The sequence below is a fragment of the Corynebacterium hiratae genome, assembly GCF_009708045.1.
In the GTDB taxonomy this organism is placed as follows: Bacteria; Actinomycetota; Actinomycetes; order Mycobacteriales; family Mycobacteriaceae; genus Corynebacterium; species Corynebacterium hiratae.
In genome coordinates, this window is sequence record NZ_VIOG01000013.1 from 16,619 (window position 1) to 40,684 (window position 24,066).

22 protein-coding genes are annotated in these 24,066 nt (G+C 63.2%); 13 read left to right on the top strand and 9 right to left on the bottom strand.

The window, feature by feature from the left end; translation table 11 throughout:
* Positions 1–11 precede the first annotated feature (11 nt).
* Both FME68_RS10680 and FME68_RS10685 read left to right on the top strand, forming a co-directional pair.
* Entirely contained in the window at positions 12–1,199 is a 1,188-nt protein-coding gene (locus tag FME68_RS10680) for a MarP family serine protease (protein WP_328287822.1), read from the top strand.
* A gap of 61 nt (positions 1,200–1,260) precedes the next feature.
* A complete protein-coding gene (locus FME68_RS10685) occupies positions 1,261–2,358 on the top strand; it encodes an HNH endonuclease signature motif containing protein (protein ID WP_158397534.1) in 1,098 nt (365 codons plus the stop codon).
* Positions 2,359–2,588: 230 nt separating this feature from the next.
* Here FME68_RS10685 and FME68_RS10690 read toward each other — a convergent pair whose 3' ends face one another.
* The 6 genes from FME68_RS10690 to FME68_RS10715 form a co-directional block, all read right to left on the bottom strand.
* Positions 2,589–4,313, bottom strand: a complete 1,725-nt coding sequence (locus tag FME68_RS10690; protein ID WP_158397535.1) for a dipeptide ABC transporter ATP-binding protein — start codon at positions 4,311–4,313, stop codon at positions 2,589–2,591.
* Entirely contained in the window at positions 4,313–5,272 is a 960-nt protein-coding gene (locus FME68_RS10695) for an ABC transporter permease (RefSeq protein ID WP_049157862.1), read from the bottom strand. The genes FME68_RS10690 and FME68_RS10695 overlap by 1 nt, the downstream gene beginning before the upstream one ends.
* Positions 5,265–6,191, bottom strand: a complete 927-nt coding sequence (locus FME68_RS10700; RefSeq protein WP_049157864.1) for an ABC transporter permease — start codon at positions 6,189–6,191, stop codon at positions 5,265–5,267. The genes FME68_RS10695 and FME68_RS10700 overlap by 8 nt, the downstream gene beginning before the upstream one ends.
* Positions 6,192–6,399: 208 nt before the next feature.
* Positions 6,400–8,001, bottom strand: a complete 1,602-nt coding sequence (locus FME68_RS10705; protein ID WP_144012801.1) for a peptide ABC transporter substrate-binding protein — start codon at positions 7,999–8,001, stop codon at positions 6,400–6,402.
* 223 nt (positions 8,002–8,224) lie between these two features.
* Complete coding sequence (locus tag FME68_RS10710) at positions 8,225–9,127, bottom strand: alpha/beta fold hydrolase (RefSeq protein WP_144012800.1); 903 nt, start codon at positions 9,125–9,127, stop codon at positions 8,225–8,227.
* Between the two features lie 101 nt (positions 9,128–9,228).
* Complete coding sequence (locus FME68_RS10715) at positions 9,229–9,723, bottom strand: phage holin family protein (RefSeq protein ID WP_046647879.1); 495 nt, start codon at positions 9,721–9,723, stop codon at positions 9,229–9,231.
* 104 nt (positions 9,724–9,827) lie between these two features.
* On the opposite strand from FME68_RS10715, the gene FME68_RS10720 reads away from it, so the two are divergent.
* A complete protein-coding gene (locus FME68_RS10720) occupies positions 9,828–10,517 on the top strand; it encodes a type III PLP-dependent enzyme domain-containing protein (protein ID WP_158397536.1) in 690 nt (229 codons plus the stop codon).
* Here the strand turns inward: FME68_RS10720 and FME68_RS10725 are convergent.
* A complete protein-coding gene (locus tag FME68_RS10725; protein WP_230308979.1) occupies positions 10,514–11,329 on the bottom strand; it encodes an HAD family hydrolase in 816 nt (271 codons plus the stop codon). The genes FME68_RS10720 and FME68_RS10725 overlap by 4 nt on opposite strands.
* A gap of 318 nt (positions 11,330–11,647) precedes the next feature.
* Here FME68_RS10725 and FME68_RS10730 point away from each other — a divergent pair, with 318 nt between their 5' ends.
* The 8 genes from FME68_RS10730 to FME68_RS10765 all read left to right on the top strand — a co-directional run bounded on the left by FME68_RS10730 (position 11,648) and on the right by FME68_RS10765 (position 17,173).
* Complete coding sequence (locus FME68_RS10730; protein ID WP_195914110.1) at positions 11,648–12,448, top strand: DUF3800 domain-containing protein; 801 nt, start codon at positions 11,648–11,650, stop codon at positions 12,446–12,448.
* Between the two features lie 340 nt (positions 12,449–12,788).
* On the top strand, positions 12,789–13,805 hold the full coding sequence (ssd, locus tag FME68_RS10735) for a septum site-determining protein Ssd (RefSeq protein WP_158397538.1): 1,017 nt from the start codon (positions 12,789–12,791) through the stop codon (positions 13,803–13,805).
* Positions 13,802–14,938, top strand: a complete 1,137-nt coding sequence (locus FME68_RS10740) for a TadA family conjugal transfer-associated ATPase (RefSeq protein WP_158397539.1) — start codon at positions 13,802–13,804, stop codon at positions 14,936–14,938. Before ssd ends, FME68_RS10740 begins: the two co-directional genes overlap by 4 nt.
* A complete protein-coding gene (locus tag FME68_RS10745) occupies positions 14,935–15,684 on the top strand; it encodes a type II secretion system F family protein (RefSeq protein WP_158397540.1) in 750 nt (249 codons plus the stop codon). The genes FME68_RS10740 and FME68_RS10745 overlap by 4 nt, the downstream gene beginning before the upstream one ends.
* Positions 15,684–16,241, top strand: coding sequence for a type II secretion system F family protein (locus FME68_RS10750; RefSeq protein WP_158397541.1), 558 nt, complete (start codon positions 15,684–15,686; stop codon positions 16,239–16,241). Before FME68_RS10745 ends, FME68_RS10750 begins: the two co-directional genes overlap by 1 nt.
* 79 nt (positions 16,242–16,320) lie before the next feature.
* Positions 16,321–16,509: a DUF4244 domain-containing protein gene (locus FME68_RS10755; protein WP_049157884.1), complete on the top strand. Its 189-nt coding sequence runs from the start codon at positions 16,321–16,323 to the stop codon at positions 16,507–16,509.
* Positions 16,509–16,832 (top strand): hypothetical protein, encoded by a 324-nt coding sequence (locus tag FME68_RS10760; protein ID WP_070524107.1) that lies wholly within the window; start codon positions 16,509–16,511, stop codon positions 16,830–16,832. Before FME68_RS10755 ends, FME68_RS10760 begins: the two co-directional genes overlap by 1 nt.
* The gene (locus tag FME68_RS10765) at positions 16,829–17,173 is read left to right on the top strand and encodes an Rv3654c family TadE-like protein (RefSeq protein WP_158397542.1); all 345 of its coding nucleotides are present in this window, start codon (positions 16,829–16,831) and stop codon (positions 17,171–17,173) included. Before FME68_RS10760 ends, FME68_RS10765 begins: the two co-directional genes overlap by 4 nt.
* Here FME68_RS10765 and FME68_RS10770 read toward each other — a convergent pair.
* A complete protein-coding gene (locus FME68_RS10770; protein ID WP_328287823.1) occupies positions 17,170–19,542 on the bottom strand; it encodes a DEAD/DEAH box helicase in 2,373 nt (790 codons plus the stop codon). The genes FME68_RS10765 and FME68_RS10770 overlap by 4 nt on opposite strands.
* Positions 19,543–19,633: 91 nt before the next feature.
* On the opposite strand from FME68_RS10770, the gene FME68_RS10775 reads away from it, so the two are divergent.
* Positions 19,634–19,837, top strand: a complete 204-nt coding sequence (locus FME68_RS10775; protein WP_010189920.1) for a cold-shock protein — start codon at positions 19,634–19,636, stop codon at positions 19,835–19,837.
* On the opposite strand, the gene FME68_RS10780 is transcribed toward FME68_RS10775, so the two are convergent.
* Positions 19,834–20,427 (bottom strand): DedA family protein, encoded by a 594-nt coding sequence (locus FME68_RS10780; protein ID WP_158397573.1) that lies wholly within the window; start codon positions 20,425–20,427, stop codon positions 19,834–19,836. The two genes, FME68_RS10775 and FME68_RS10780, sit on opposite strands and share 4 nt — an antisense overlap.
* Positions 20,428–20,628: 201 nt before the next feature.
* On the opposite strand from FME68_RS10780, the gene topA reads away from it, so the two are divergent.
* A complete protein-coding gene (gene topA, locus FME68_RS10785; protein WP_328287824.1) occupies positions 20,629–23,559 on the top strand; it encodes a type I DNA topoisomerase in 2,931 nt (976 codons plus the stop codon).
* Positions 23,560–24,066 lie beyond the last annotated feature (507 nt).

The window sequence follows — 24,066 nt, forward strand, 5'->3', positions numbered from 1 at the left end:
GCATTCCCTCTGTGTCTCTTGCTGTTGACATCCTGATCGTGGTTGCCGTGCTCCTCGCTGTTCGCGTGGGTTGGCGGCAGGGCGCCTTGGCAGCGGTCCTCGCCGCCGTGGGAATCATTGCGGGGCTGGTGCTGGGAACCGTGGTTGCCCCGCTGGCGATGGGCTTGGCGGACCAGGCCGCCGTGCGCTTCTTGTTGGCTGTCGGCGTGCTCATTCTGCTGGTGGGCTTAGGGCAGCTGGTGGGGACGTCGCTTGGCATGGCGTTGCGGGACCGCATGCGCACCCGCTCGGGGCAGCGCGTGGACTCCTCAGTTGGTGCGGTATTCCAGGCGGTGGCGGCCATCGTGGTGATTTGGTTGGTTTCCCTGCCTTTGGCATCCAACCTGGGTGGCCGGCCGGGGCAGGCGCTGCGTGAGTCGCACGTACTCAGCGCGCTCAATGCAGCGGCACCCTCGCGCCTAGCGGCGCTGCCGAACGGTATCGCAGCACTACTCAACGAGTCTGGGCTGCCGCCGCTGGTGTCTCCGTGGGAGCGCTCCGGTGCCGATGTGGAGGTGGATGCTCCCGCAGTGAACATCGAGGACCCTGAGCTGGCGGAACGCGTGCGACCTTCCGTAATCCACGTGCTGGGTGATGCGGAGGCGTGCTCGCGCCGGCTGATGGGCTCGGGCTTTGTTACGGAACCGGACTACGTCATCACGAACGCCCACGTCGTGGCCGGCACGGATAAGGTTCACCTCGATACTGTGCTCGGGCTCAAGGAGGCGCACGTGGTGTACTACAACTCGGATGTGGACATTGCGGTGCTGCATAGCCCGGGCTTGGGCTTGGAACCTTTGCCGTGGGCGGAGCAAGCGGCTGTGACGGGGGATGATGCCATCGTCTTGGGATTCCCGCAGTCGGGTCCGTTCACGGCGGAGCCGGCGCGAGTGCGGGATCGCCTCACCATCGCGGGGCCGGATATCTATTCCACGGGCCGCGTGGAGCGCGATGCCTACACGGTGCGCGGCAGCATCCGGCAGGGCAATTCCGGCGGCCCGATGATCAACCCGGAGGGCCAGGTGCTCGGCGTTGTGTTTGGTGCTTCCGTGGAGGATTCCGATACGGGCTATGCACTCACCGCGGACGAGGTGCGCGGCCACGTGGGTGACGTTACGCAGCTTGTCGACGCCACCCCAACCGGCTCCTGCGTCGGCTAACACCAGGTATTTTCTTCACTCCGGTTGCGGGGTTGCGGGTGCTGTTTTAGTCTCTGTGCCCATGGGGGATATCGAAACCTACCTCCGCCTCCGCAACTCGGGGATTGCGCTGGTGGAGCATATACCTGGCACACCCGAAAAGCTCCGCGCGCTCGGCGCCGACCCAGCCGATGCTGCCGAGCTGTCACAGCTACACCAGGTGTACTTCGGACCCACCCGCTACACCGGTAAGCAAAAGAAAGCACGTGCAGCCGCCCTTGCCCAACGCCACAGCCTAGGCACCCTCACACTCATTGAAACCTACGTTTCAAAAGTAAAGAAAACCCTCGACGCGTGGAACCTCCGAGCAAAACTCGCCGCCACCCCCGCACACCGCATCCCTGCCGTGGCCACCGCACGCCTTAAAGAACTCAAACGCAAAAGAACCGCCAAACCAGGCGTGCGCATCACCTACAGAACCGAAGGACCCAACACCCTCTCGATTACTGACGATGCCACCACCATCGCCAACATGCGCGCAGTCCTAGAATCCACCAACAACACCGACCTGCTACAAGCCGCCAACGACGTCTTCTTCAACCAAGCCTCCGGCGCCAAGCCTGCGGTGCGCACCCAAGTCATCGTCACCCTGAATGAGTTGGACCAGATCATCAACGGTGACGGGGACGAGATCGAACTCAACCTCACCAACGGCGCGCGCATGACAGGGGCAGAATTCCTCACCCACAAGTTTGCCGAAATCGGGTATGCCACCATCGTGCACCCTGTCGAAGGCCCCATCAACACCTGGCGGCTAGAGCGCGGGGCAAACTTCAACCAACGCCTTACCCTGCACGCTGAATTCCACACCTGTTCTAGGCCTGGGTGTAATAAGCCAGCTGATTACTGCCAAGTGCACCACCTCATTCCTTGGCAGGCTGGTGGCTACACCAACATCAAGAACCTGACCTTCCTGTGCGCCTACCACAACGGGATCAATGATGATGACCCACAAAGGCCTACTGGGCGCGGCTACATGTACCGGCTCAACACCGGGGTCAGCTTCATCCCGCCCTGGGGAGCACCGATTACCGCAATGCCGGAATACCAAGAAGCACTAGCCAGACTCAACGCCGAACAAGCAGGACAACCACCAGAGGAACCACCCGACAGCAGCTAACACCCCAGCCACCAAACACAAAAGAGTAAAAGCGCCGGTAACCTGCAACAAAGGCGCTCCCGATAGAAGAACCCGTCAGACAAAGCCACACTGACGGGGATATCGGCGATCCCAGGTTGCGCTTCAGTCACCGCCGGATACAACAGGGGCAGCCACGGCAGGATCCTTAAGCCCTTAAAGACGAAACCCGCCAACCACAGCAAGGTTGACGGGTAGTCGGCGCGCTTGAGCTAGATATCCGTGCCGATATCGAGGTGCATACCCGGAACCGAGTTGATGAGGTTGCGGGTGTACTCCTGCTGGGCGTTTTCGAAGATATCGTCGGCGGTGCCCTGTTCGACGGCCTGGCCCTTCTTCATCACAACTACGTCGTCGGCAGTCTGGCGGACCACTGCGAGGTCGTGGGTAATGAAGAGGTAGGACAGGCTGAGCTCCGACTGCAGCTCCGCGAGGAGCTGGATGATCTGGTTCTGCACCAGCACGTCCAGGGCGGAAACGGCCTCGTCGAGGACGATGACCTCTGGGCGCAGCGCGAGCGCGCGGGCGATGGCGATGCGCTGGCGCTGGCCGCCGGAGAGCTCGTTGGGGTAGCGGCGCATGGCGGAGCGAGGCATGGAGACCATGTCGAGAAGCTCGGCCACGCGGGCCTCGCGTTCCTTGCGCGAGCCCACCTTGTGCAGCGCCATGGGTTCCTCGATGCACTTGTAAATGGAGTACATCGGATCCAGTGAGCCATAAGGGTTCTGGAAGACCACCTGCATTTTGCGGCGGAGCTTGAAGAGTTCCTGCTTCGATAGCTTCGAGGTATCACGGCCTTCGAATTCGATGGTGCCGGAGGTCGGCTCCAAAAGGCCCAACACCATGTTTGCCACCGTAGACTTGCCGGAGCCGGACTCGCCCACCAGCGCCAGGGTGGTGCCGCGGCGGATGTCGAAGGAGACATCGTCGACAGCCTTGAGGAGCTTCTTGCCGCCACGCTGTCCGCGGATGTCGAATTCCTTGGTGAGGTTGCGAACCGAGATGACCGGGGCCTGAGCCGCGGAAGATGAACCTTCAGCGGAATCTGCAGCGGTGGAGCCAGGTTCGACGGCGGTGCCGATAGCCTCGCCCGACTTGAGTTCCTTGGCCTCCACGCCAGCTTCCTTGGCCGCGCGGATGCGGGAGGAGGCGAGGGAAGGGGCGGCCTTGACAAGGCGGCGGGTGTAAGGGTGCTGCGGGGAACGCAGGATCTCGCGCGACGGGCCCGACTCCACGATGCGGCCGCGGTGCATCACGATGAGGTGTTCGGCGCGCTCGGCCGCCAGACCAAGGTCGTGGGTAATGAAGAGAACGGCGTTACCCAGCTCCTCGGTGAGGTGCTCCAGGTGGTCCAGGATGGTCTTCTGAACAGTTACATCCAGCGCGGAGGTGGGCTCGTCGGCGATGAGTAGCTTCGGGCGGGCGGCCAGGCCGATCGCGATGAGCGCGCGCTGGCGCATACCACCAGAGAACTCGTGGGGGTACTGCTTGGCGCGGCGTTCGGCGTCGGGAAGCCCGGCTTCCTCCAGAAGCTCCACAACGCGTTCGTGGCGCTTGGAACCCTCCACCACGTGGTTGGCCTTGAGAGACTCTTCAACCTGCGTGCCGATGCGCCATACCGGGTTCAGGTTGGACATGGGATCCTGCGGGACCAAGCCGATCTTGTCGCCGCGCAGCGATTCGAATTGCTTGTTGTTGTAGTGAGTGATGTCCTCGCCTTCGAAGAGGATCTGGCCGCCGGTGACCTTGCCGGTGCCCGGCAGCAGGCCCAGGATGGACATCGCCGTGGTCGACTTACCGGAACCGGACTCGCCCACGATGGCCACGGACTGGCCCGGGTAGATGGTCATATTGACGCCACGCACTGCCTCAACCACGCCGGTCGACGTGGTGAAGGAGATGCGAACGTCCTTCATTTCAAGAAGTGGGTTAGTCATTAACGCTTCCTCGCCTTCGGATCGAGTGCATCGCGGACGACGTCACCCATCATGATGAAGCTCAACACGGTCAGGCCCAAGGCACCCGCCGGGTAGAACAGAACTGCCGGGGCAACACGCAGGGAGGCCTGCGCGTCGGAGATGTCTCCGCCCCAGGACACGAACGTCGGCGGCAAGCCGATGCCCAGGAAGGACAGGGTGGCCTCGGCGACGATGTAGGTGCCCAGCGCCACGGTGGCGTAGGAGATGATGGGTGCGGCCGCGTTCGGCAGGATGTGGCTAAACAGGATGCGCCAGCTCGACGCGCCGATGGAGCGCGCGGATTGCACGAATTCCTCATTCTTGATGGAGACTACCGCGCCGCGCGTGATGCGGGCGATAGAGACCCAGCCGAAGAGGCCAAGAACCAAGACCACCGTGATGATGGTGCGGTGCTCCTTGAACATCTGCATAACCACGATGGCGGCGAGCACCAGCGGGATGGCGAAGAAGATATCGGTGATGCGGGACAGGACGGAGTCGATCCAGCCGCCGAAGAAGCCGGCGATAGCGCCGATCATTGAACCAAGCACCACGACGAGCAGCGTGGTGAGGATGCCGACGGCGACCGACGCACGCGCACCGTAGATCACGCGGGCATAGATGTCACAACCCTGGCGGTTGAAGCCGAAGGGGTGGCCCGGCTCGGCGGGGGCGAGGGACCTGGATAGTTCGCACAGGCGCGGGTCGGTGCTAGTAAACAGACCCGGTGCGATAGCCAGGAGGACTGCCACGAGAATCATTACGGCAGCGACCCAGAACAGTGGGCGGCGGCGTAGGTAGCGCCACGCTTCGCCCCACTGAGAGGAGGGAGCGGACTCGTCCTTGACGGCGTCGACCGCGCCGAGACCCGTTTCATCGGTTTCCGAGACGAAGTGCTCTTGGCCCGGGTAGGGAGTGGTTTTCTCGAAATTAGGCATAGCGAATCCTCGGATCAAGTACGGCGTACAGGAGGTCAACGAGCAGGTTGGCGATGATGTAGATGATCACCAACACCGTGGTGAAGGAGACGATGGTGGTCGGCTCACCGCGCAGAATGGCCTGGTACATGGTGCCGCCGACGCCGTTGATGCCGAAGATGCCCTCGGTCACGATGGCGCCGGTCATGAGTGCGCCGATATCGGCGCCGATGAAGGTGGCCACGGGAATCAGCGAGTTGCGCAGCACGTGACGGCGGGTCACCGCGCCGTTGGACAGGCCCTTGGCGCGGGCGGTGCGCACGTAGTCGGCGCGCAGGTTCTCAGCCACGGACTGGCGGGTCAGGCGGATGACGTAGGCCAGGGAGAGCGCGCCGAGCACCATGGCCGGCATGAGAAGGGACTTCACCGTGGCGTTAGCGCCGACGGTAACCGGCAGGACGCCCCACTTAATGCCTACGAGGTACTGGAAGACGAAGCCAATAACGAAGGAGGGCACGGCGATGACGAGCAGGGAGACGACCAACACGGTGGAATCGAAGAAGCCGCCGCGGCGCATACCGGCGAAGACGCCGAAGAGGATGCCGAAGACGGATTCAAAAATGATCGCCATGACGGTGAGCTTCACGGTAACCGGGAAGGCATTAGCCATCACCTGGGTCACGGGCACGCCGGAGAAGGTCGTGCCGAAGTCCAACATGAAGATGCCCTTGATATAGAGCAGATACTGAATGATGAACGGCTTGTCGAGGTTGTATTCCGCCTCAATGCGGGCGCGGGCAGCCTCGGTGAGGCCGCGGTCACCGCCAAGGGCTTCGACTGGATCGCCGGGCATCAAGAAGACGAGCGCGTAGATGAGCAGGGTGGCTCCGAAGAACACCGGAATCATCTGGAGCACTCGGCGCCCGATATAGCGCAGCATAGTGTGGTCCTTTACTCATTGTGGGGCAGGTGCTTGCCAGCGTTCTCCGATTTTTGGGACGCAGGTCAAAGCTTACGAGAATTCTAATGTGTGATCCCACGCTCCGGGAAATCTATAGCGCGTTTCTAATCACACTTCGGGGGTGAAAACGTGGGGCGACCCCCGCTCACGGAGGTTGCGGGGGTCGTGCGAAGTAGCAAAGGTGGCGTTACTTCTTGGTGATGTTGTAGTACACCGGCTGGGACTTCCAGGAGAAGACGACGTTGTCGACGTTCTCGGAGTAGCCGCCGGTGGCGTTGGAGTACCACAGCGGGATGACCGGCAGTTCTTTGAACAGGATTTCCTGGGCCGCGGTGTACTTCTTGATGGCGTCTTCCTCGGAGGTGGAGGTCAGGGCTTCGTCGAGAAGCTTGTCAAACTCCGGGTTGGTGTAGTCACCGTCGTTGGAGGAGCCGTTGGTCTTGTACAGCGGAGCAAGGAAGTTGGCCTGGCTCGGGTAGTCCGCCTGCCAGCCCGTGCGGAAGGCAGTCTTGATGGTGCGGTTGGTCACCTCATCGCGCAGGGACTTGAAGTCAGGGTACGGAGCGCCGACAGACTCGATGCCGAGGGTGTTCTTGATGGAGTTGGTGGTTGCATCCACCCAGCTCTTGTGGCCACCGTCGGAGTTGTAGGCAATTTCGAGGGTCGGGTTGTCCCACTTGTTGATCTTGTCGGCCTCAGCCCACAGCTCCTTAGCCTTCTCCGGGTCATACTTCAGGACCTCGTTGCCCTTGATGTCCTCGGAGTAGCCCGGCATAACCGGGGAGGTGAAGTCCTTGGCCGGGGTGCGGGTGCCCTTGAAGATGATGTCCGTGATCTCCTCGCGGTTGATAGCGTGGGAGATGGCCTGGCGGCGCAGGACGCCTTCCTCGCCGGAGTAGTGCTCGAGGTTCTCACCCAAGGTGAAGGACTGGAACACGGCGGTCGGCTGGTTCACAGCGCGGTCACCGAGGTCGGTCTCGTACTTGTCGAAGGCGGCGTCCGGGATGGCGTCGAGGACGTCAAGGTTTCCAGAGAGCAGGTCGGCGTAGGCCGCGTCCTGGGAGGCGTAGAAGACGAACTTGATGCCGTCGTTCTGCGGGGTCTGGCCACCCTTGTACTCTTCGTTCGGAACGACGGTAGCGTCCTGGTTGTGGTTCCACTCGGTCAGCTTGTACGGGCCGTTACCAATCGGGTTCTGGCCGAAGGAATCCATGTCCTCCAGGGCAGACTCGTGCAGCGGGTAGAACGCGGAGTAGCCCAGCTGTGCCGGGAAGTCCTGCTCCGGGCTGTTCAGTGCGATGGTGAAGGTGTGGTCGTCGACGACCTTAAGGCCCTCCATCTCCTTCACGCCTTCCTCGAAGCCCTTGATGTTGGCAAAGAAGGAAGCGTTGAGCTGGTCATTGGCCACGGCGTAGTTCCAGGCGTCCACGAAGTTATTGGCAGTGACCGGGGAGCCGTCGGAGAACTTAGACTCCTTGAGCTTGACGGTGAACTCGGTGTTGTCATCGTTCGGCTCGATGGATTCAGCCAGCTCGTTCTGGGCTTCGCCGTCGCCGTCGTAGTAGACCAAGCCGGCGTAGATGGAATCGACGATGCGTCCGCCACCGGTTTCGTTGGTGTTGGCCGGGATGAGCGGGTTCTGCGGCTCGGAGCCGTTGACGGTGACGATTCCGTCACCGGATGCGGAGCCGGAAGCAGAGTCCGAACCGGAGTTATCGCCACCACAGGCCGCGAGGGTGAGCGGCAGGGTAGCGACAGAGAGAGCAGCAAGTGTCTTCTTGAGCGTCATGTTGGGTCTTAGACCTCCGTGGTGCGAAAGATGTAGAAAACCTGTGGTGTTGGTTTGTTATGAAGCTACCGCGTGGCGCGCCTCATATACAAGGAATCGAAAAATATGTCCTGCAATGAAAGCTATAGATCGGTAGGTATTTGTCCCTGACCTGCGGTTTTGTTGGAGAATGAAAAAAGTCCCATCCCCCTGAGAGGGGTGGGACACGAAGGGGGGGTGAATGTTACCTATCTCGCAGCCACTGAGTGATGGTCTGAGTAAAACCGTGAGGGTTCTCAAGGTAGGGGAGGTTCTTGGCGCCGGGGGTGGTGGTGGCGGTAAAGCCCCCACGGCAGCGTCGCGCCGCGCGCCGGGCTACCGGCCGCCACAACATCTGATCGGCATGAATGAACAGCGTCGGACACTGCACGCTGAGCTCGAGCCAACTCAGCGGAACCACGGCGGTGCGCAGTCGGTGGTTCCAGATGATTCCGCGGCGGACGTTTCCAATACGTGAGGAGGCCACGCGCAAGCGCAGGGCCTCCGCGCGCTCGGCGCCGCTGAAGGATCCGAGAGCATCGAGATCCATCTCCCGGTGATAGGTATCTTCCCGCAGTAGGAGGCTGGGGGCGCCGATCTTTCCCAGGCGGCACAACGCCGCGCGTAGGAGAACCCACCCGAAATCCCAGGGGCGTGCGGCGATGGCGCGGCGCAAATCGGTTGGGTGTGCTGCCGAAACAGAAACCAGCCCGCGTACCCGCTCGGGCCGCTCGGTCGCCAGCGCCCATGCCACCGCACCACCGGTATCCGCACCAACCAGGTAGGCATCATCGTGGCCTAATGCGCGGATGGCACCACTGACATCGCCAACCGCCACGCGGATATCCTGGCCGGGTTCGAGCGGCGGTTTGTCAGACATGCCAAAGCCGCGCATGTCGAGGGCGGCGACGTGGAAGCCGGCGTCGGCAAGCGGGGCAATGACATTCCGGAAGTCGAACCACCCGCCGAAAGAACCATGGAGTAGCAGCACCAGCGGGTCATCCGGGTTGCCGGCGGTGACGGCGTGCAGGCGGATGCCGCGCGTGTGCAGGAACTCGTGCTCAAAGGGGCCGTCAAGCTCCACTACGGAGGGCGGTAGGGGATTCATAGGGGCGGGCCTTTCGAAGGGGGAGGGTAGATAGACGAAATCCGCCCCGAACGCAGATGCTCGGGGCGGGGCTGTAAAGAGAGAGAAAGGACCCTGAGGGTTTAGGTGTAGAGACCACGCTCGATGGACTTCTCAGCCTTACCCGGAACCAGCTTCTTGAGTTCCTTCGTGGACTGGATGGTCTTCTCCGGGGCCTTGACCTGCTTGACCTGCTTGAAACCGATAAAGGCCACGACGGCGGCCAAGACGACCATAATGAGGAAGACAATCAGGAAGGCAGCCCAACGGTCGAGCCATACGGCCAGCAGCTCCGCCAGGAAGAAGAAAAAGAAGAAGGAGCTATACAGAGCCACGGTGCCGGCCACACCGAACATGCCCGCGCCGATGCCGCCCTTCTTGGCAGAAGCAGCGAGCTCGGTCTTGGCTAGCTCAACCTCAGAGCGAACCAGCTGGGACATCTGCTCGGTGGCGTTGGACACGAGCTGGCCGATGGATGCTTCGCCACGGCGGGAGGTATCCGCATCGCTCAAGGGAATGCTGTCTACCTTCGGGGCGAACTTGTTGGACCCGTCAGTGAATAGTCCGTCGTTGCTCACGGTTTAATACTCCTACTGTTTTGTCGCAATCTATATCGGCCATAGTAATGAACTTTCCAGAGTTCATGTGGTGCGGCCCGCAAAGTGGGTACGGCGTTATTGTAATGGGTATGCCGCATTCTGACCCGCTGACCCCGCTGATGGCCCTTTCTGGGGTGGAGGACAAAGCCGGTTCCGCTGCCGCAGCGATAGCGCGCGTACACCGCCGACCCGCGGGCTTGCGCAAGTATGACGTTATTTCTTCCGAATCGCTGTTGCGCGGTGCGCGGGCGGCCGCGGCGATCGACGGCGCGCCGCTTGAGGCTGACGGTATCCCGCCCGCGGTCAGTGCCTATTCTTTGCTCGCTCCGGAGAAGCAGGCGGCTACGGTGCGCACCTTCGCGCGGGCCCCGCTGCAGGTCCTTGCCCGGATTGATGTCGCGGCGGGCGGCGCGGGCCACCCGGATCAGGAGCCGGCAGTGGTGCAGGCGCTGGCACAGCTCATCACGCGCGGGGCCGGCGTGGATTTCGACCGCTTGTTGCCGGTAGTGCTGCACTCGGAGATTGCCGCGCGCTCGCTGTTCGGTGCGCGCAGCACCGCCGTGGCGCTCGTCGCCGCCCGTACCGCCGCCATCCATACCGGCTTCGATCCGCGGGGATTCGCCGTGCCTGAGACCTACCTCAACCGGCATCGCACGGACTACCGTGCGGCACTGGACGCTTATGACAAGGATCCGGGGGCGCTCATCACGCTGCTTCTCGACGCCTGGGAGGCCGGCGCCCGCGAAGCCGACGGCATCGCGCAAGCGGCTTAATCGCGCAGTTGCTGGCGCGCAAATAAAATCCCGCCGACCACTAAGGCTGCGATGCCGGCCACGACCGCCGAGCCGATACCGAATTCGCGGGCGCTGGGTGCGGTGAAGAGCGGAACGGGGTGTTTAAACGTGCGAATTTCCCAGTCGTGGGTGATGGCGTGCTTCTTCAACAGGCGGTCCGGGTTCACGGCAACGGGGTGGCCAACCTGCTCCAGCATCGGGATGTCTGTGGCGGAATCGGAGTAGGCAAAGGATGCGTCGGGGTCGACGTTGAGCTGTGCGGCCATGCGGGCCAAGGCTTCGGCCTTCGCTGCACCTTTGCAATAAAACAGTATCTCTCCAGTGAACCGGCCGTCTTCCTCGGCGAGCTCGGTGGCCACAACGTGCTCGATGCCCAGTTCCTGTGCGATGGGCTCGACCAGCACGCTTGCCGACGCCGAGATGATCACCACCTCGTGGCCGGCGGCGCGGTGGGCGTCGATAAGCGCGCGTGCCTCCGCATAAATGGCGGGGGTGACCACGGTGTGCATGGTCTCTACCGCGATGTCGTGGACTTCCTTGACGGACCAGCCGGCGGCCATGGCGGCGAGCTGATCGCGGGTGGTGTCCATGTGTTCACTGCTGTGTCCAGCCAGCATGTAACTTGCTTTGGCTAAGGACAGCTGGAGGGCCTCGGCGTGGCTGATGAGGCCGTTGTGCATGAACTCGCGGCCGAAGGCATAGGCCGAGGATGTGGCAATGATCGTTTTGTCCAAGTCGAAGAACGCGGCCGCGCGGGTGGCGCCGTCAGTGGGAAAAGGGGTACCGGTCATCGAGGAAGGCCTGCCGTCATTGTGCGAGTTACCCTGCTCATCGTAGCCTCTTAGCAGGCAGAACCGGGAGTGCATCGGCACGGTGTTAGGGATCTCAAGGAATGTTGTCGCTCGCTGTTGTCATCTGTTCCCTCGCATGTCATAATGTGATGTGCAAGGCCCCGATATACAGTGCGGCCTGCCCCGGCGCACCCCCCGATGCCGGGTTACCGATGGCCCGCGCACACCCCCCCCGAGGCGCGGGCCATCACCTTTTTAATTTTTCCGCCATCAAACTGTTCGTATTTAATGTCCTGGCGTGGCGATATAATCTCAGTCGTGACAGGCTATCGTTCAAATTCTTCCTCTCGCCGAGGAGGTTCCGTTCCCCCTCAAGTGAGTTTGCCACTTGCTACAGAAAGCACCGTCTACTTTGTTGATGAAGCAGGGAGTAAAGGAACTTTAGGGAAGTATTTTGTTGTTGCGGCTGTTCGAACGGGGGATCCTGATTTCCTTTCGAGAGAGATTAAGGCATGTCGTGAGCAGCACAACTTCACAAAGGCTGACGAGATTAAGTTTTCGAAAGTCACTAAACACTCTGGACCTATTTTGCTGGAGATTTTTCAAACAGCGGTAAACGCGGGCTGCTCGTTTGGTGCTTTTGTTCTGGACAAGAGGCATTTTGATCCATGGAGTAGCCGAGAACAGTGGCAGGGGCATTTGTTCGCGACAGATCGGCTGTTACGGGGGTTGGTTACTCGGCGTGAGGTTGGGGTGGTGCTGCTTGATCACATTGATGTTCCTGTCGGGGTTTCCTATGGAGATGCGCTGGTGAATTCTCTCAATCAGAGATTCGGAAATAAGCGGTTTGCAACGGCGGTTAGCCTGGATTCTCGGACGTGTCCGGCTCTGCAGGTGGCGGATTTGCTAGCTAGTTCGGTTTTCCATGCGCGAAAGAAGATCGAAGACGTGGGTTTGGAGGCCTTCTTGGAAGATCGTTCGCCAAAGGCCAGGCTTTCGAAAGGTATTGCGGCTGCATTAGGTGAGAGTCACTTCAGTGACTGCCGTACATCACTTTTGAAGATTGAGACAAGCCATGAGAGGTCATTGACAGAATTGAAGCGCCAACGATACTCTTAAGTGAGGCGCTGAACGCCATAGCCGCAGGCTAAAAGCAAGCGCCCCTCGGGCCGAGTCTCAGACTCACCACCCGAGTTTAATGGCTAACCAAGCCATTATCTACCGCACTTATTGCGATACCCTCGAGCGCAGCTCGGGGGTATTTGCTTTGGGGCCGCCCAGGCGCGGGGCCCGCTTAAGAGGCAAGTTTTTGGTTCCCTGTGAATTATCGGTACCTAAGCCCCGTAACTTTGTTTAAGAGTCAGCAAAATGGGTGCGAATGACGCGAAAACAGCCGAGTTATCCACAGGCGGCTAGGTAGCCCTAGTGCGCGGTTGGTTCGCTCGCGCATGCTTCAGGCATGAGCACGTTTCACCTAGTTATCGCCGTTGGGGACTCCACACTGCGAGCAGAGGCAGCATCCACGGCCGCTGCCAGTACTGCGGAAGTGAGCACTGTGGAGGATCCGCGGGACTTCTCCCGGCACCTGCCCAAGGCGGATGCCGTCTTGGCTGATTCGCTGACAGCTCGCCTGGTGGCGGGACATCCACGGGTGTACTTTGTGGCGCTCGACCCGGGGCCGATCGACTATGAAGCTGCACTATGCTGCCGGGCCACAGCTGCCTTTATCCTGCCTGCGCAATCCAAAGAACTCCTAGGTGCGCTCGCCACAGAAACCAGTCCCGAGACAACGGTGTCCACTGGCGTGACCGTAGCGGTGACCGGTTCCGCTGGTGGCTTGGGGGTCTCGACGGTGGCGGCGGCGCTGGCCCGTGAGGCGGGCGCGGACCTTCTGGTTGATGCGTGCCCCAATTCCGGAGGGCTCGACTTGCTCATCGGCATTGAAAACAAGCCCGGCGCGCGGTGGCCGGATCTCGCTGCGGGGACCGGTGCGGTTGATGCGGCAGACCTCGTCCGTGCATTGCCCACCACCCCAGATGGCATCGCGGTTCTCTCGGCTGCGAGGTCGGCCAGCGCAGAGGCGGTTGCGATGAGCACGACACGGCGCGCGGCCATTATGCAGGCCGCCTGCTTATACCCAGGGACCGTGGTTGTGGACTGCCCTCCGTGGGATATCCCCGATGCGGCGGATCACGTAGTGTTGCTGACCGCCGCAGAGGTGCGGGCGGCTGCCGCCTGCGCGCAGCTGGTAGCAGAGCTTCGCGCCCGGCCGCAGGACTGCTCCGTCGTCGTGCGCCACCGCCAGTGGGCAGGTCTCGATTCCAGCGACATTGCCACGGTCACCCATGCGGATCCCATCGCTGACCTGCCGACCATCCGTGGTCTGACCCGCACGGTAGAAACGAGTGGGTTGCCGCGGCAGCTGCCACGCGCCCTGACGCGGGTGACCCGCCAGATTTGGGAGGCCGTGGCATGAGCCTGCTCGATACGATGCGCACCATCGTGGCCTCCGAGCCGCAGCTTGCCCACGATGCTCCGGCCTTGGCGCGGCGCATTCGTCAGGAAGCCGGCGTCATCAGCGATGTTGATGTGCTTGACCTCCTGCAGCGTCTGCGCCACGATTCCGTGGGGCTGGGGCTGCTGGAACCAGTGTTGTCGCTGCCAGGCCTTACCGATGTCGTTGTCAACGGCCCCGATTCCTGCTTCGTTGATTGCGGACAGGGCTTGCAGCCGCGCGATATTGGCTTTGCCGACGACGCCGAGGTGCGCCAGCTGGCCACCCGGTTGGCTGCGGTGGCGGGCGTGCGGTTGGATGATGCGCAACCTTTTGCCGATGGGCGCCTCACCCGCCCCGATGGCACCCGCATTCGCCTTCATGCGTTGTTGGCTCCGCCATCGGCCGGCGGAACGTGCATTAGCCTCCGCGTGCTACGGCAGGCGCAAACCAGCCTGGGGGAGTTGGTGGCCAATGGGAGCATTGACGCCAGCCTGGAGCATGTCTTGCGTGCCGTGGTTAAGCAGCGGGCATCCTTCCTGGTCACTGGTGGGACTGGCTCCGGCAAGACGACGTTGCTCGCTGCCTTATTGGGGTGCGTGCCCGCCACTGAACGCCTGCTCATCATCGAGGACACCCCGGAGCTTTCGCCCAATCACCCGCACGCGGTGACCTTGGTCTCGCGCCGGGCTAATGCGGAAGGGCGCGGCGAGATATCCATGTCGCTCCTGCTCCGCCAAGCGCTACGCATGCGCCCGGACCGCATCGTCGTCGGGGAGATCCGCGGCGCGGAGGTCGTGGAGTTGTTGGCTGCGCTCAACACCGGGCACGATGGTGGTGCGGGCACCGTGCACGCAAACTCTGTTGATGAAGTGCCCGCCCGGATGGAGGCACTCGCCGCTCTCGGCGGGCTCGACCGCGTAGCGCTGCATTCGCAGCTGGCGGCCGCCGTGCACGTGGTCCTCGGGATGGAGCGCACCGCGCACGGCCGGCGTTTAGCCCACGTCGGCGTGCTGGAGGGAAACCCGGTCACACCGCAGCTGGTGTGGACGGTCGAAGACGGCCCCCTTCCTGGGTTTGCGCAGCTGTGCTCGCGGCTGGGGGTGGAACCATGATGTGGCTATTCCTTGCAGCGGCGTGTTTGCTCTCGCAGCCTGCTTCGGTGACGCGGCTGGAATCGCCGAAGTCACGCTCGCTGGCCCCAGCGCTGCTCTTTCTCGGGGTGGGGTGCTGTGTCTTCTTCGGAAGGCCGACGGTTGTGGTGGCGGCCGGCTGCATCCTGGCCTGTGCGTTGTGGTTTGTCAACGACCTTGCGGCTTCCCGGCGCGAGCGCCGCGGCGCAGAAGCGCTCGCCTCCTACTTTGGCTCTGTTGCGGCTGAACTGCGGGCGGGATCGACGACGGCGGGCGCGCTTCGCCGGGGCGCCGACGCCCTTCCAGACTCCACCCCGGAGAATCTCCGCGCCGCGTTGAGCACGGCAGCGGGCCTCGCGGCGCAGGGCGGGGAACCCGCAGTTGCTCTCACCGCACCGGAGGTTAGGCGCTACGCGGCGTTGCTCACGCTCTCCGGACGCCATGGCGTGGCCTTGGCGAGCCTCATTGAGCAGGCTCAAAGCCAACTGGATACCGCGCGCCGCCACGCCGGTGAGACCGCGGCCTCCTTGCAGGGCCCACAGGCCACCGCGGTCATCCTGGCGTGCTTGCCGCTGGCGGGCATCCTCATGGGCGGGGCGATGGGCGCGGATTCTTTGGGGCTTTTGCTTGGCGGTGGTCTCGGTGGCCTGCTTCTCGACGTCGGCGTGGCACTCGTCTGCGCCGGATTCATCTGGTCGCGCTTGATATTGCGGAAGGCAGCGCAGTGATGGTCGTGACGTATTTATCCGCTGCCTTGCTGGCTGCAGCACTCGCTATTACTGCTGCTGCGCCAGCCGGGAGGATAGCCCAGTCAGGGTCGCGCACACCGCGCCCGAAGACGCCGCGCGATGGCCCAGCGGCAGAATACGGCCCGCTCGATGCGGCAAGCGACTTGGAGCTTTTTGCTGCTTGCCTAGAGGCTGGTCTCTCCACGCGCAGCGCGGTGCTAGCAGTCGCTGAAGCCTCACCGCAGTGGTCGGAGGCGGCAGCTCTCATCGGGGTGGGGGTTCCCATGAGTACCGCGTGGTCGGCGCTGGCCAGTCAGCCGCATTTGGAAGAACTTGTGCGACTGACGCAGCTGTCCGGCGAATCGGGTGCGGCCATGGCGGCTGGGTGTCACCGTTTGGTGGCGCAGCTGCGTGCCGAAGCCTCGGCACAAGCTACCGCGCGGGCGGAACGCGCTGGCGTGTTCATCGCAGCACCGCTGGCGGTGTGCTTCCTTCCCGCATTCCTGGTCCTTGGGTTGATACCTGTCCTCATCAGCTTGGGCCAGCAACTTTTCTAAGTCAGCACATACAACTAACCACTCACCAACTCAGTACATGCAACCAACACAAACACTGGAAAAGAAAGCTAGGTACATCATGCAGAAAAAGGTAAACTACCAGTCACTATTAGGGAATGATGATGGTATGTCCACGATTGAATATGCCATGGGTTCGCTCGCAGCCGCAGCGCTTGCCGCGGTGCTCTATGCCGTGGTCAATGGTGGCGAAGTCACCAGCGCCATTACGTCCATCATCACCGACGCCCTGTCCAACACCCCAGGCTAATGCGCGCGCTTGATGACGCCGGCTCCGTCACCATCGAGGCGGCATTGTCGCTGTCCGCGCTCGTCATCGTTGCTGCGGGAATCGTGGGTGGCATCGCCACGTTGTCGGCCCACCTCGCTGCCGTTGATGCCGCGGGCGCTGCGGCTCGCTCCGCCGCCATCGGCGTGGACTTTCAGCGCGATGGAGTGACGGTGAACGTGAGCGAAGGCTCCGGGCTTATGACCGCTGAGGCCGCCGTGCCGGCACCGCTGGGGACCATGCGCGCGCAGGCGGTGTTTCCTGCGGAGATGGCAGCGGGTGGGAACAACGGGGCGCAGCCATGAGGCGTCATCGGCGCAGCTGGTCGCGGATCCTGGCGGGGGAGGAGGGTTATGCCACCGTCGTCACTGCCGGGATCATCGCCGCAGTGGCTTCTCTGTTGCTGGCGGTTGCGGCGGTTGCTTCGCTCGTTGTGGCGCGGCACGAAGCGCAGGTGGCGGCGGACCTTGCCGCGGTGGCCGGTGCGTGGGAGGTGGCCAAGGGCAGGGAGGCCTGCACGAAGGCCACAGAGATTGCCGCGCTCAACGGCGCGGAGCTTGGCTCCTGCGTCATCGATGGGCGCGACGTTGAGGTTACTGCCCGGCTGCGCGGGCGCAGCGCTATTGCCCGCGCTGGTCCGGTCTAAGAGGTCATGGTGACCAGCGCGCCGAGGAGGGCTATAGCGCCTGCCTTGTCCAGAGGGTTGTTGCCGTTGCCGCACTTGGGGGACTGCACGCACGACGGGCAGCCGGATTCGCAAGGGCAGGAGCGCACGGCCTCAAAGGTGGCCTTGATCCACTCGGGGAAGCGGCGGAAACCTTCCTCGGCGAAGCCGGCGCCGCCGGGATGGCCGTCGTAGACGAAGACCGTGGGCAAGCCCGTATCGGCGTGCTGCGCGGTGGACACGCCGCCGATGTCCCAGCGGTCGCAGGTGGCAATGAGCGGCAGCAACCCAATGGCGGCGTGCTCTGCCGCATGGAGGGTGCCCGGGGTGCGCCCGGCGGTGACTCCCATCGCTGCGAGTGCCAGCGGATCGATGGTGTAGGCCACCGCCCGGGTCACCAGGCGCTGCTCCGGCAGGTCAAGGGGGATATCCTCGCCCACGGAGCCATCGGGAAGCCGCACCTGGTAGCCGGTGACCTTATCGGTCACCTCAACCTCCAGGCTGGCCACCCACAGGCCGGGGGCGTAGTTCACCAGCTCATCGGCTTCGCTCAGGATGCGGATATCCGTCGTGGACTTCGGCTGCGTGGTGTAGTCCGGGGCCTTTGGCACGGCGAGGGCCACGCCCGGCTCGGCGGGAGCTGCGCCACCAGCGCTGCCCAGGTGTAGTTCCTCGATGACGAAGCTCTCGCCACGGTGCAGATACACCGCGCCGGGATGTACCTGGCTCACCGCGCGCGCGGAATCAATGGTGCCGAGCAAGCGGCCATCGGAGGAATCCACAATCATGACCTCCTCGCCCGAGCCGCCACGCAGCGAGACGGCCGTGTGCGCGGTCTCCGGGGTGAGCTCGCTGGAGCCAGCCGGCAGGGGAGCAGCGAACCAGCCCTGCGGGCGCCGGCGCAGCAAGCCTTGCTGGGCTAGGTCGTGGACCACGGATTCGGCGCGGAAGGCGGCCACGTCGGCGTCGCTTAGCGGCTTCTCCACCGCCGCGCAGTACACGTGCCCGGCCAGGATGTAGGGGTTAGCTGGGTTGAACACGCTGGCCTCCACCGGCCGGCCTAACAGCGCTTCCGGGTGGTGGACCAGGTAGGTGTCCATCGGTTCATCGCGGGCCACCAGCACCACCAGCGAGCCCTGGCCGCGGCGGCCCGCGCGTCCGGCCTGCTGCCAAAAACTAGCGACGGTACCTGGGAACCCGGCGGTGACCACGGCATCCAACCCGCCGACGTCGATGCCCAGCTCCAAAGCAGACGTGGTGGCCACGCCGAGCAGGGAGCCATCATCCAGCGCCTGCTCCAGCGCGCGGCGGTCCTCGGCCAGATACCCCGCGCGGTAGGCGGCAATCCGGCGCGCAAAATCCGGCCGGCCCAGCCTCCCGGAGAGCTCTTCTGCTGCCCGCAGCGCGGTGGTCTCTGCCGCGCGCCGCGAGCGCACAAAGGTCAAGGTCCGCGCGCCCTGCGCCACGAGCGCGGCCATCATCCAGGCCGCCTCCGTCGTGGCGGCGCGGCGCACGGGGGCGCCGTTTTGGCCTTCGATGCCTTCCATGAAGCCCGGCTCCCACAGCGCGACCGTCCGCGCACCCGTCGGCGCGCCATCCTCGGTTACGGGGAGAAACTCGCGCCCCGTCAGCCGTGCAGCATGCCGGGCGGGATCCCGCATGGTCGCCGAAGCCGCAATCACCACCGGCCGCGAGTCATAGTGCGCGCACAGCCGCAGCAAACGCCGCACCACGAGCGCCACGTTCGCCCCGAAAACCCCGCGGTAGGCGTGCGCCTCATCAATCACGATGAACTTCAAGTGCCGCAGCACCCGCGCCCACCGCTGGTGTGCGCCCAGCAGAGAAGAATGAATCATGTCCGGGTTGGAAAAGATGAACCGCGCCTGATCGCGGATGCCGGCGCGCGCTTCGGTGGGGGTATCGCCGTCGTAGGGGGCGGGGTGGACGTCGTGAAGCGCAGCGATGCCCTGCGTGAGCTCGAGCACCGTGCGCAGCTGGTCCGAACCCAGCGCCTTCGTTGGCGTGATGTAGAGCGCGCACGCGGTCGGGTCCTGCGCCAGGTGGGACAGGATGGGCAAACGGTAGCCCAGGGACTTTCCGGAACTCGTGCCGGTGGAGACCACCACATCGCGCCCCTCCCACGCGGCCTGTGCCACGGCGACCTGGTGGGCATAGAGCTTGGCGACGCCTTGCTCCTCCCACGCCGACCGCAACTCCGGCAGCACCCACTCTGGCCACTCGGCATAGCTCGCTGGCTGGGCGGGCAGGGTAGTGGAGTGTGTTAGCTCGGACTCGGGGAAACGCTCAACGAGGTGCTCGACGAGCTCCTCGCCCAGAGGGTTCTCACTCACGCTTGCCTCCACTAATCTGCTGTAGGTGCCCAAACGTGGCACACTAGTGCACTAGTTTGCACTACTTTATTTCCGCAAAGGACAACTCATCATGGCATACGGTACCGTCAAGTTCTTCAACGCCGAAAAAGGCTACGGCTTCATTGAGCAGGAGGACGGCTCCGGCGACATCTTCGTGCACTACACCGAAATCCAAGGAACCGGCTTCCGTACCCTCGAAGATAACCAGCGCGTCTCCTTTGAGATTGGGGAAGACGCTAAAGGCCAGCAGGCCACCAACGTCGAGGTGGTTTAGGGGGATTCGGCATAGCCGCGTCGGGTATCCCACCACTCCAGCAGCTTATTCTGTCCCTTCTGCAGGCCGTAGCCGATGATGACGGCGGCGATGATGGAAATGAGCATGGCTATTGCTGGCGAGCCGGAGAAGGCCACGCCGCCGAGATAACCAATGGCTAGAGCCTGTGCCACCCACAGCAGGACGCCGATGGTGTCGAAGAAGAAAAACAGTACCCACGGGTAGCGCATGGAACCCAGCAGAATCGTCATGAAGAGCCGGGCCGAGGGGATGAAACGCGCAATGATGATGGCTGCGCCGCCGCTGCGTCGAATGTTGCGCTTGACCCACGTCAAGGCGTCATAAGCCTTCGTGCCCTTTTGGGCTCTATTAATAAGGGCAATGAGCCGGGTTCCCAGGAGGAAGCACAAGTTATCCCCCAAAATGGCGGCAACCATGGCGACGAAAAACATGGTGGGGAGGTGGGGGAATCCTTGGGAACCAGACCAGGCGCCCACCATGTTGAGGGGAACCTCTGAAGGCAAAACGGGGAAGAAGCAGTCGAGGAAAATCAGCGAGCCCACCAGCGGATAAATCCACTGGGTGGCCATGATGACCTCGAACCATGCAGTAATAGACGCAATCACGCTGTCTCCCTGTTGTGTGCTGTGAGGCGAATCCTCGGACGGCCAGTATAGACCCCCTGTTGTGTGGACGTGTACTGGCCTGAATAACTAGAGTGAACCTCTATCTGTGTACTCTAGGGGCAATTGCCCAGCAGAGGACTAGCCATCGGAAGGGATGAAGTCGAAGTGGCAGAAGCTACCGGCCCGGGGAAGACCCTGGTCATCGTCGAGTCAGCAACCAAGGCGAAGAAGATTCAGCCTTACCTCGGCGATAAGTACATTGTTGAGGCCTCCGTCGGCCACATCCGGGACCTTCCCCGCGGCGCTGCCGACGTCCCCGCTAAATATAAGAAGGAATCCTGGGCACGCCTCGGCGTGAACCCGGAGGATAACTTCACCCCGCTCTACGTCATTAGCCAGGACAAGAAGAAGAAGGTCGCGGACCTCAAAGCCAAGCTGAAGGAATGCGACCAGCTTTATCTCGCAACAGACCCCGACCGCGAGGGCGAGGCCATTGCCTGGCACCTGCTCGAGGTGCTCAAGCCTAAGGTGCCGGTGCGTCGCATGGTCTTCAACGAGATCACCAAGTCCGCCATCCTGGAGGCCGCGGAAAACACCCGTGAGCTCGATGAAAACCTCATCGACGCCCAGGAAACCCGCCGCATTCTCGACCGCCTCTATGGCTACGAGGTTTCCCCGGTGTTGTGGAAGAAGGTCATGCCGCGGCTATCGGCTGGCCGCGTGCAGTCGGTAGCTACCCGCGTCATCGTCGAGCGCGAGCGCGAGCGCATGGCGTTCATCCCCGCCGAGTACTGGGATCTCACGGCAACGCTGAAATCCACGCCGGATTTCGATGCACGCCTGAGTGCCCTCGACGGCAAGCGCGTGGCCGCGGGCCGCGACTTCAACGATAGGGGTCAGCTGAAGAGCGACGAGGTGGTCGTCGTCAAGCAGGCCCAGGCGGAGCAGCTGGCCAGCGTGCTGGAAGGCTCCACCATGACCGTGGCCAGCGTCGAGCACAAGCCCTATTCGCGCAAGCCTTCCGCGCCGTTTATGACCTCGACCCTGCAGCAGGAGGCGGGCCGGCGCCTGCACTACACCTCGGAGCGCACGATGCGCATTGCGCAGCGCCTCTACGAGAACGGCCACATTACCTATATGCGTACCGACTCGACCTCCCTGTCCAAGCAGGGCCTGGACGCAGCACGTGAGGCGGCGACGTCTATTTTCGGCGCCGAGTTTGTGGCCGACGGGCCGCGCACTTACGACCGTAAGGTGAAGAACTCCCAGGAGGCCCACGAGGCCATCCGCCCCGCGGGTGAGCGTTTTGCCACCCCGGGCCAGCTGGCCGGGCAGCTCGACGCCGAGGAGTACAAGCTCTACGAGCTGATTTGGAAGCGCACCGTGGCCTCCCAGATGGCCGATGCCAAGGGAACCTCGATGAAGGTGACCGCGGCGGTCAACGCCGGCGGCCACGACGCCGACTTCTCCGCCACCGGCCGCACGATTACCTTCCCGGGCTTCCTCAAGGCCTACGAGGACGTGGCGGCGAAGGGTTCGAAGGAAGAGTCGCGCTTGCCGCACCTCAATGAGGGCGACACGCTGACGACGTCCGCGGTGACTGCCGACGGCCACTCCACCAACCCGCCGGCACGCTATACCGAAGCCAGCCTGGTCAAGAAGATGGAAGATTTGGGCATTGGGCGCCCGTCGACGTACGCCTCCATCATCAAGACCATCCAGGACCGCGGCTACGTGCTCTCCCGCGGCAACGCGCTGGTGCCCTCGTGGGTCGCCTTCGCGGTCGTGGGCCTGCTGGAGAATAACTTCACCGAGCTGGTGGACTATGACTTCACCTCCTCCATGGAGGATGAGCTCGATGCCATTGCCGCCGGTTCGGAGAACGGCACGGATTGGCTGAATAACTTCTACTTCGGCAACACGGAGGCCGGCGAGCGCAAGGCCGCATCCATTGCCCGCCACGGCGGCCTGAAGTCCCTGGTGGACATCAACCTGGAGGCCATCGACGCCCGCCAGGTCAACTCGCTGCGTCTCTACACCGACGCTGAGGGCCGCGATGTCTTCGTGCGCGTGGGCCGCTATGGGCCGTATATCGAGCGCGCCGTGGGTACCAACGAGGACGGCACGGTGGAGTACCAGCGCGCCAACCTCTCGGAGACGGTCACCCCGGATGAGCTCAACGAGGCTTTGGCGGAGAAGCTCTTTGCCACCCCGCAGGGCGGGCGCGAGCTGGGCCAGAACCCGGAGAACGGACGCACCATCGTGGCCAAGGAGGGCCGCTTCGGCCCGTACGTGACCGAGCAGGTGCGTGACGACGAGCGCGAGAAGGCCGAGGCCGAGGCCGAGGAGATCGTCAAGGAGGAGCGCGCCGCGGAGGACGCCCAGCGCGCGGCCGAGGGCAAGCGCGCGAAGAACTGGGAGACCAAGACTGCGGCGAAGCAGAAGGAAAAGCGCATTGCTGAGTACGTTGAGGAGAAGCTCAAGCCGGGCACGGCCTCGCTCTTTGCCTCGATGGAGCCGTCCAGCGTCACGCTGGAGGAAGCACTCAAGTTGTTGAGCCTGCCGCGTGAGGTGGGCGTGGACCCCTCGGATGGGGAGGTCATCACCGCGCAGAACGGCCGCTATGGCCCGTACCTGAAGAAGGGCAAGGATTCGCGTTCCTTGGCCAAGGAGGAGCAAATCTTCTCCATCACCTTGGACGAGGCGCGCCGCATCTACGCGGAGCCGAAGCGCCGTGGCCGTGCTGCCGCGCAGCCGCCGCTGAAGCAGCTGGGTGATAACGACGTCTCCGGCAAGCCGATGACGGTTAAGGACGGCCGCTTTGGCCCGTATGTCACCGACGGCACCACGAATGCCTCGCTGCGCCGTGGTGACGATCCGGAGCAGCTTACCGACGCCCGCGCGAACGAGCTTCTCTCCGAGCGCCGCGCCAAGGATGCTGCGAACGGCGGGGCGAAGAAGTCGACGAAGAAGAGTACTAAGAAGTCGACCAAGAAATCGACGAAGAAGGCCACGAAGAAGTCGAGCAAGAAGGCCACGAAGAAGCCTTCGCCCGGCACCAAGAACGTGGTCAAGGCCGGATCGCGCAGGAAGTAGCAGGACATGAAGACCAGCTTCGCCCGCGACATGGTTGCCCGCACCCAGGAGGGGACTGAGGCTCTCCTGCGCGCGGTGGGTCCGGCCTTTACTGGCCGCGATCACTTCACCCTCGGCGCGCTCGCCCTGGGGGAGAGTGCCGTGTGGTCACGCCTGTTTAATTGGCGTGCGCTCGGCACGGCCACGACCGCCGCTGTACCCGTGTTGCTGGCCTTGCGCTCGGACTGTGCACCGGAGACCCGGGTGGGGCTTATCGCCGCTGCGCTTGGCCAAGCCGCCAAGCGCAGCGCACCAACGACGTTCGGCGTGACGTGTGTCAGCGTGCAATACGCATCCTTCGCGTGGGCGCTGCGCGGCGCGCGCAATGATGCGCTGGGTTGGGGCCTGCGCGCCGGCGCGTGGGCTGCGGGCCTTGCGCTTTCCCGTACTCGCGGCGAGCACCTCGCCACGGCCGTTGCCGGAATCCCGGCGGCTGCACTCTCCGCGCTAGCCGGCGATGAGAAGCTT